Origin of the sequence: Embleya sp. NPDC050154 (assembly GCF_044460165.1) — a bacterium.
Lineage (GTDB): Bacteria > Actinomycetota > Actinomycetes > Streptomycetales > Streptomycetaceae > Embleya.
In genome coordinates this window covers 88,751-95,245 of the sequence record NZ_JBITJP010000039.1, presented here as the reverse complement: position 1 = coordinate 95,245, position 6,495 = coordinate 88,751, and the positions used below count along the sequence as shown (strand labels likewise).

Below are 6,495 nucleotides of genomic sequence, written 5' to 3'. Positions count from 1 at the left end.
AGGTCGTGCAGGTCCCGGGCGATGCGGTCGCGGTCCTGCAACACCGTCAGGAGTTCGGCGTCGCGGCGGCGTTCCGCGATCTCCAGGGCCAGTGCGGCGTGGTCGGCGAAGCCGGTGACCATGCGCACCACCGCGTCCGACAACTGCGGCCGCTCCACTCGGTTGGCGACCTGAAGCACACCGCGGATGCGCTCGTGGGTGCCCAGCGGCAGCAGGAACGCCGAACCGAGATCGGAACCCGCGGCAGTGGCCACCACCGCACCCGGATCGTGGCCGATGTCGGTGCTGACGATCGTCTCGCCGGAGCTGAACACCTTGCCCATCAGGGTGCTCCCGCCGGACAGGACCAAGCCGCGGACGCGGTCCGCCAAGGCCCCCGAAGCGGCCTCCACGGCCAGGTCGTCGGTGCCGGCGACCGGCACGGCCAGGGTGACCAAATCGGCGTCGGCCATGTCCCGGATGGTCGCGGTGAACGAGCGCAGCACGTCGGCGGGGGCGTCGCCGGAGAGCAGGCTCCGGGTCAGCTCCGAACTCGCCGCGAGCCAGCGTTCGCGGCGGCGGACGTCGTCGTACAGGCGGGCGTTGTCGATCGCGACGCCGGCCGCCGCCGCGAGCGTGCGCAGGACCGCCTCGTCCTCCTCGTCGAAGTCCGCCCCGCCGCGTTTCTCGGTGAGGTAGAGGTTGCCGAAAACGGTGTCGCGGATGCGGATCGGCACGCCCACGAACGTGTTCATCGGCGGGTGGCCGGCCGGGAAGCCGAACGAATCGGGGTGTTCGGACAGGTCGTGCAGCCGCAGCGGATGCGGGTCGCGGATGATCAGCCCCAGGATGCCGCGCCCGGTGGGGAACGGGCCGATCTTCAGGATGGTCTCCGGATCCATGCCCACGGGCAGGAACCGGGCGAGTCGTTCCTCGTTGCCGATGACTCCCAAGGCGCCGTACTCGGCGTCGACCAGGGTCACCGCCGACTCCACGATTCGGCGGAGCACGGTCTCCAGGTCCAGGTCGCTGCCGACGGACAGGACGGCCTCCAGCAGCCCGTTCACCCGATCCCGGGTCGCGCGGACCACCTCCACATGGGCCTGGAGCTCGTCCAGCAGCTCGTCCAGGCGCATACGCGGCAGTGCCGGTCGCTCGTCCGACGCCACAACCCCTCCCACGGTCGTCGATATTTGTCGAAACCCTTCTCCGGCCATCGTGTCAAAGCACGCCCCGCGCGTCTTGTCTTCGCCGGATGGACACCATCGGGATTCCGGTTGCCGACGGGCCCTCGCGGGCCCAACGGCCCTGAGGAAAGGCTCCCGACAGGGCCGGGAGACTCTGTGCGGATCCGGCGGGGGAGAGCAGGGTGAGGGCGTACCTCTCACCGAGGAGGAAACGATGGACACGCGCCCGCCGCGGGCCGCCCCTGCGCACGTCGTGGTCGGGATCGACCTCGATCCCTCGATCAACCGCAGGTCCGTGCGCTGGGCCGCCCGCGAGGCGGCCCTGCGCGGGGCCGCACTGCACCTGGTGTACGCCTGGGAGCCGGCTCTCGCGCACCGCGCGTTCTACGCGCCGATGCACACCCTCGTCGATCCCGCCGTGGAGCGTGGGCGGGTTCGCGAGTTGCTGGACGCGGCCGAGCAGGTCGCGCACCACGTCAGGCCCGACGTCAGGGTCGTTCGGCGGCCGATCGAGGGGCCGGTCGTGCCGGCTTTGCTCGGTGCGGCGGGTGAGGCCGAACTGCTGGTCCTGGGCGGTCGTCCGCGCCACGCGGATTCGCGTCCGCTCGGCCCGGTCACCCGAGGATGCCTGCGCGGCGCCCCGTGCCCGGTGGTCACCGTCGGTTCCGTGCCCGTCGAGGAGGATCGCCACCCGATACCGCTTGCGACACACACGACAGGAGCAACGCCATGACCGACACCACGCAGACCGTCGAGCAGACCAGCGCTCGGATCCCGACCGTGCGCGAGGTGATGCACGGCCCGGTCGTCTCGGTGACCACCGGGGACACCCTGTGGGCGGTGATGGACAAGATGATCGCCACCCACATGCACCACGTCGGCGTCGTCGACGGCGAGCGGGCGCTGGGGCTCATCAGCGACCGCGACCTCGCCGCCGTGTGGGCCCTGGACCCGCTGGGCCTCAAACGGCACACCGCCGGACACGCCCTCGTCGGGACCGAGACGACGTTCGTCGCCCCCGACACCGACGTGGTCACGGCCGGGGAGGAGTTGCTCAGGCACCGCCGCGACGCCCTCCTGGTGGTCGACGTCGACGGCAGCGCGCTCGGGGTCCTGACCGACCGCGATCTGTTGACCGTTCTCCTGGGGCTGCACCGCCCGATACGGTGACAGGCGCGGGCGTCTCCGACGTTCGAGAATGAAGGTACGACCGACTTCGGAGGAGGGCCGTGTCGACATCGCCCATCCGCGTGTTCCTGCTCGACGACCACGAGGTGGTCCGCAGGGGCCTCGCCGACCTGCTCGGCGGCGAATCCGACATCGAGATCGTGGGCGAGTCGGGCTCCGCCGCCGAGGCCACGCGGCGCATCCCGGCGCTGCGCCCGGACGTCGCGATCCTGGACGGACGCCTGCCCGACGGCAGCGGCATCGACGTGTGCCGCGAGGTGCGTTCCCGCTTTCCCGAGATCAACGCGCTGATCCTGACCTCCTACGACGACGAGGACGCGCTGTTCGCGGCGATCATGGCGGGCGCGGCCGGCTACGTGCTCAAGCAGGTCCGCGGACAGGACCTGATCGCGGCCGTGCGTGCGGTGGCCGCCGGCCAATCCCTGCTCGACCCCGCGGTGACCACCCGCGTTCTGGAACGCGTACGCAAGGGGCCGGCGGCCGAGCCGGGTCCGCCCGGACTCAGCGAACGCGAGCAGCAGGTGCTGGAGCACATCGCGCAGGGCCAGACGAACCGCGAGATCGCCGAAAGCCTGGGCCTGGCGGAGAAGACCGTCAAGAACTACGTATCCGCGGTGCTGAACAAGCTCGGCCTGGAGCGTCGTGTCCAGGCCGCCGTCTACGCGACCGAACTGCACCAGGGCACCGATCGGCACCAGACCTGAGGGCATGACGGGTCTGGTCGACCCGACGTACACCGGTGTCCCCCGGGCCGATCGCCGGCCCGGGGGGACACCGACGGTTCAGTGCGCATGCCCCTCTCGTTCTTCCGTGGTGTCCCGGCTCGCCCGGGCGGATGCGGCGTCCTGGGGGGGCGCGGGGGTGAGTGAGAAGAGCGTGGGCGACCTCCTCGACGCCGTCGACGGCGGCGCACAGCCGCACCATGATCGTCGATCCCGCCTGGCAGCCACCCCGTTTCTCACCGGGCCTGCGGCGTTGACCACGCCGACGAACACCGGCGCGACCGGGTAGGCGCGCGGCCGGCGCGACTTGTGCGCTGACGCCCGACGACGGGCCCGCAGGCGGATCGGTCACTGCGCAACCCACTCCCCGGCAGGTGCGCCCTTTGATCCCGGCATGATCCCGGCACCGCCCCGACGCGCCGTGCGCCTGGAGGCCCGGGAGTGCGCCGGCGGCGACAACCGGCGGTGGAGCGCACGTGGCAGGACCATCCGTCGTCCGCGATCTGTCCGGCATGTGCGTGGACGCGGGCGGGACCGGACCCCCCCGGGGCGGAGAGCCGGCCCCCCGAGTGTTCCGGGAGCACCGCCCAGGTTCGGACCGTGGGCGGCCCGGCGGATGATTCGCTGCGCGACGACGAGCGTGAGTGTCCGCTCGGGGCGGCCGGGTCTGTAACGCGGCGTGGGCCCCCGTCACCGAGGTCGGCTGCGACGCGGATCGCGGACCGCGAACCCCGCAGCGCCTGACCGCAGGCGGTGCGGGGACGCCCGGAGCGGATCCAGGTCAGCTGTACACCGTCTGCCAGCGCCGGAACTGGTCCGTCCAGGGACCGACTTCCTCCAGCTGGAGGACTGCATTCCCCTGTTGACAACTTTGGCGGGTATTGACCACCAAGTCGTCAGCCCCGAACGGCCTGATCACGAAGTCCGCCTGGGCGCTGTCCATCGAGGAGGAGTGCCGCGCCCGACTGCTCCTGCACGAAGTGGGCCGGGTAGCGCCCGCGATGACTCCGGAGCCGTTCGTGTTGTTGGTCGACTACGGGCCCGACCGGCTCTCTCCCATGGGCCGTTGGACCCTGTTCGGCCCGGCGGCCCGCGACCAGCGTGGGAGGTGAGCAGACCCGGCCGATCGAGCCAACCGAAGGGCCATCATGACCACCATCGACGTCGCGTCCGATCCACAGGCCGACCACGCGCCCTGGCGGGACTTTTGCCCCGGGACGTGGAACGACACCATCGACGTCCGCGACTTCATCCAGACCAACTACACGCCGTACACCGGCGAGGCGGGCTTCCTGTGCGCGGCCACGGAGCGCACCCGCGCGGTGTGGACCAAGGTCTCCGCGCTGTTCCCCGAGGAGCGCCGCATGGGCGTGCTGGACGTGGACACCGCGACGCCCTCCACGATCACCTCGCACGCCCCCGGCTGGATCGACCGCGACCGGGAGCTGATCGTCGGCCTGCAGACCGACGCCCCGCTCAAGCGGGCGATCATGCCGGGCGGCGGGCTGCGCATGGTCGAGGCCGGCCTGCGCGCATACGGCCACGAGATGGACCCGTTCGTACGCGCGGTGTTCGGCACCTACCGCAAGACCCACAACGACGCGGTCTTCGACGCCTACACCCCCGAGATCCTGCGGGCCCGCCGGGCCGGACTGATCACCGGGCTCCCGGACGCCTACGGCCGCGGCCGCATCATCGGCGACTACCGCCGCGTGGCCCTGTACGGCGTGGACCGCCTGATCCAGGCCAGGCACGCCGACCGCAGCGCCCTGGATGGTCTGCCCGCCACCGTCGAGGTGATCCGCGACCGTGAGGAACTGGCAGAGCAGACGAGGGCCTTGGGTGAACTCAAGGTGATGGCCGCGACCTACGGCTGCGACGTCGGGCGGCCGGCGGCCACCGCGCACGAGGCCGTGCAGTGGCTGTACCTGGCCTATCTGGCCGCGACCAAGGAACAGAACGGCGCCGCGATGTCGCTCGGGCGCACCTCCACGTTCCTGGACGTCTACCTGGAGCGGGATCTGCGCGAGGGCCGGATCGACGAGAGCCGCGCGCAGGAGTTGATCGACGACTTCGTGATCAAGCTGCGGATCATCCGCTTCCTGCGCACCCCCGAGTACGACGCGCTGTTCTCCGGCGACCCGACCTGGGTCACCGAAGCCCTTGGCGGCGTCGGCACCGACGGGCGGCCGCTGGTCACCCGCACCTCCTTCCGCTACCTGCGCACCCTGTACAACCTCGGACCCGCTCCGGAACCGAACCTGACCGTGCTGTGGTCGCCCCGACTGCCGCCTGGCTTCAAGCGGTACTGCGCCCAAGTCTCGATCGACACCAGCTCGATCCAGTACGAGTCCGACGACCTGATGCGCCCGCGCACCGGTGACGACACCGCGATCGCGTGCTGCGTCTCGGCGATGGCCGTCGGCAAGGACATGCAGTTCTTCGGCGCCCGGGTCAACCTCGCCAAGGCCCTGCTGTACGCGATCAACGGCGGCCGGGACGAGGTCAGCGGCGAACAGGTGGGCCCGAAAGCCCTTCCACTGACCGGGGATCGGCTCGACGCGGCGGAACTGGACGCGGCGTTCGACAACGTCCTGGACTGGTTGGCGGGCACCTACGTGAACGCGCTCAACATCATCCACCACATGCACGACAAGTACGCCTACGAGCGTCTGGAGATGGCGCTGCACGATCACCCCGTGCACCGCACCATGGCCTGCGGCATCGCCGGACTCTCCGTGGTCACCGACAGCCTCTCGGCTGTCCGGCACGCGGGCGTCGAGGTGATCCGCGACCCCGACACGCAACTGGCGGTCGACTACCGCGTCCTGGGCGAGTACCCCGCGTTCGGCAACAACGACGACCGAGCCGATGCGATCGCCGTCGACCTGGTGCGTTCGTTCCTGGCCAAACTGCGCCGGCACCCCACCTACCGCGACGCCGAACACACGCTGTCGGTGCTGACCATCACCTCCAACGTGGTCTACGGCAAACACACCGGCAACACCCCCGACGGCCGCCGCGCCGGCACGCCGTTCGCCCCCGGCGCCAACCCGATGAACGGCCGCGACCGGCACGGCATGGCCGCCTCCGCCCTGTCGGTCGCCAAACTCCCCTACGACCTGGCCCGCGACGGCATCTCGTTGACCTCGACGGTGACCCCGGAAGGACTCGGTCACGACCCGAGCGAACGCGCCGACAACCTGGTCGGCCTCCTCGATGGCTACATCGCGTCCGGCGGCTTCCACATGAATGTCAACGTGCTCGATCGGGCCACACTGGCGGACGCCATGGAGCACCCGGACCGCTACCCGGACCTGACCATCCGTGTCTCCGGCTACGCGGTGCGCTTCGTCCGCCTCACCCGCGAACAGCAACTCGACGTGATCAGCCGCACCTTCCACGAAACCCGGTGAGCA

General features: G+C 70.7%; 6 protein-coding genes. 5 read left to right on the top strand and 1 reads right to left on the bottom strand.

The window, feature by feature from the left end:
• A partial coding sequence (locus ACIBSV_RS46595; RefSeq protein ID WP_395873616.1) for a GAF domain-containing protein occupies window positions 1-1,148 on the bottom strand: 1,148 nt, incomplete at its 3' end.
• A 232-nt stretch (window positions 1,149-1,380) separates the two neighbouring features.
• Here ACIBSV_RS46595 and ACIBSV_RS46590 point away from each other — a divergent pair.
• From ACIBSV_RS46590 to pflB, 5 genes are all read left to right on the top strand, one after another.
• Window positions 1,381-1,899 carry a universal stress protein gene (locus ACIBSV_RS46590; RefSeq protein ID WP_395873615.1) on the top strand — a complete coding sequence of 173 codons (519 nt, stop codon included), beginning with the start codon at window positions 1,381-1,383 and terminating at the stop codon, window positions 1,897-1,899.
• Complete coding sequence (locus ACIBSV_RS46585) at window positions 1,896-2,336, top strand: HPP family protein (RefSeq protein WP_395873614.1); 441 nt, start codon at window positions 1,896-1,898, stop codon at window positions 2,334-2,336. The genes ACIBSV_RS46590 and ACIBSV_RS46585 overlap by 4 nt, the downstream gene beginning before the upstream one ends.
• Before the next feature lie 59 nt (window positions 2,337-2,395).
• Window positions 2,396-3,058, top strand: a complete 663-nt coding sequence (locus ACIBSV_RS46580) for a response regulator (RefSeq protein WP_395873613.1) — start codon at window positions 2,396-2,398, stop codon at window positions 3,056-3,058.
• Between the two features lie 899 nt (window positions 3,059-3,957).
• Window positions 3,958-4,188, top strand: coding sequence for a hypothetical protein (locus tag ACIBSV_RS46575; protein ID WP_395873612.1), 231 nt, complete (start codon window positions 3,958-3,960; stop codon window positions 4,186-4,188).
• A 36-nt stretch (window positions 4,189-4,224) separates the two neighbouring features.
• Complete coding sequence (pflB, locus tag ACIBSV_RS46570) at window positions 4,225-6,492, top strand: formate C-acetyltransferase (RefSeq protein ID WP_395873611.1); 2,268 nt, start codon at window positions 4,225-4,227, stop codon at window positions 6,490-6,492.
• Window positions 6,493-6,495: the final 3 nt, after the last annotated feature.

Bases quoted from the DNA above. Each gene is read 5' to 3' on its own strand.
- ACIBSV_RS46585 (WP_395873614.1), top strand. From the start codon at position 1,896: ATGACCGACACCACGCAGACCGTCGAGCAGACCAGCGCTCGGATCCCG.
- ACIBSV_RS46590 (WP_395873615.1), top strand. From the start codon at position 1,381: ATGGACACGCGCCCGCCGCGGGCCGCCCCTGCGCACGTCGTGGTCGGG.
- pflB (WP_395873611.1), top strand. From the start codon at position 4,225: ATGACCACCATCGACGTCGCGTCCGATCCACAGGCCGACCACGCGCCC.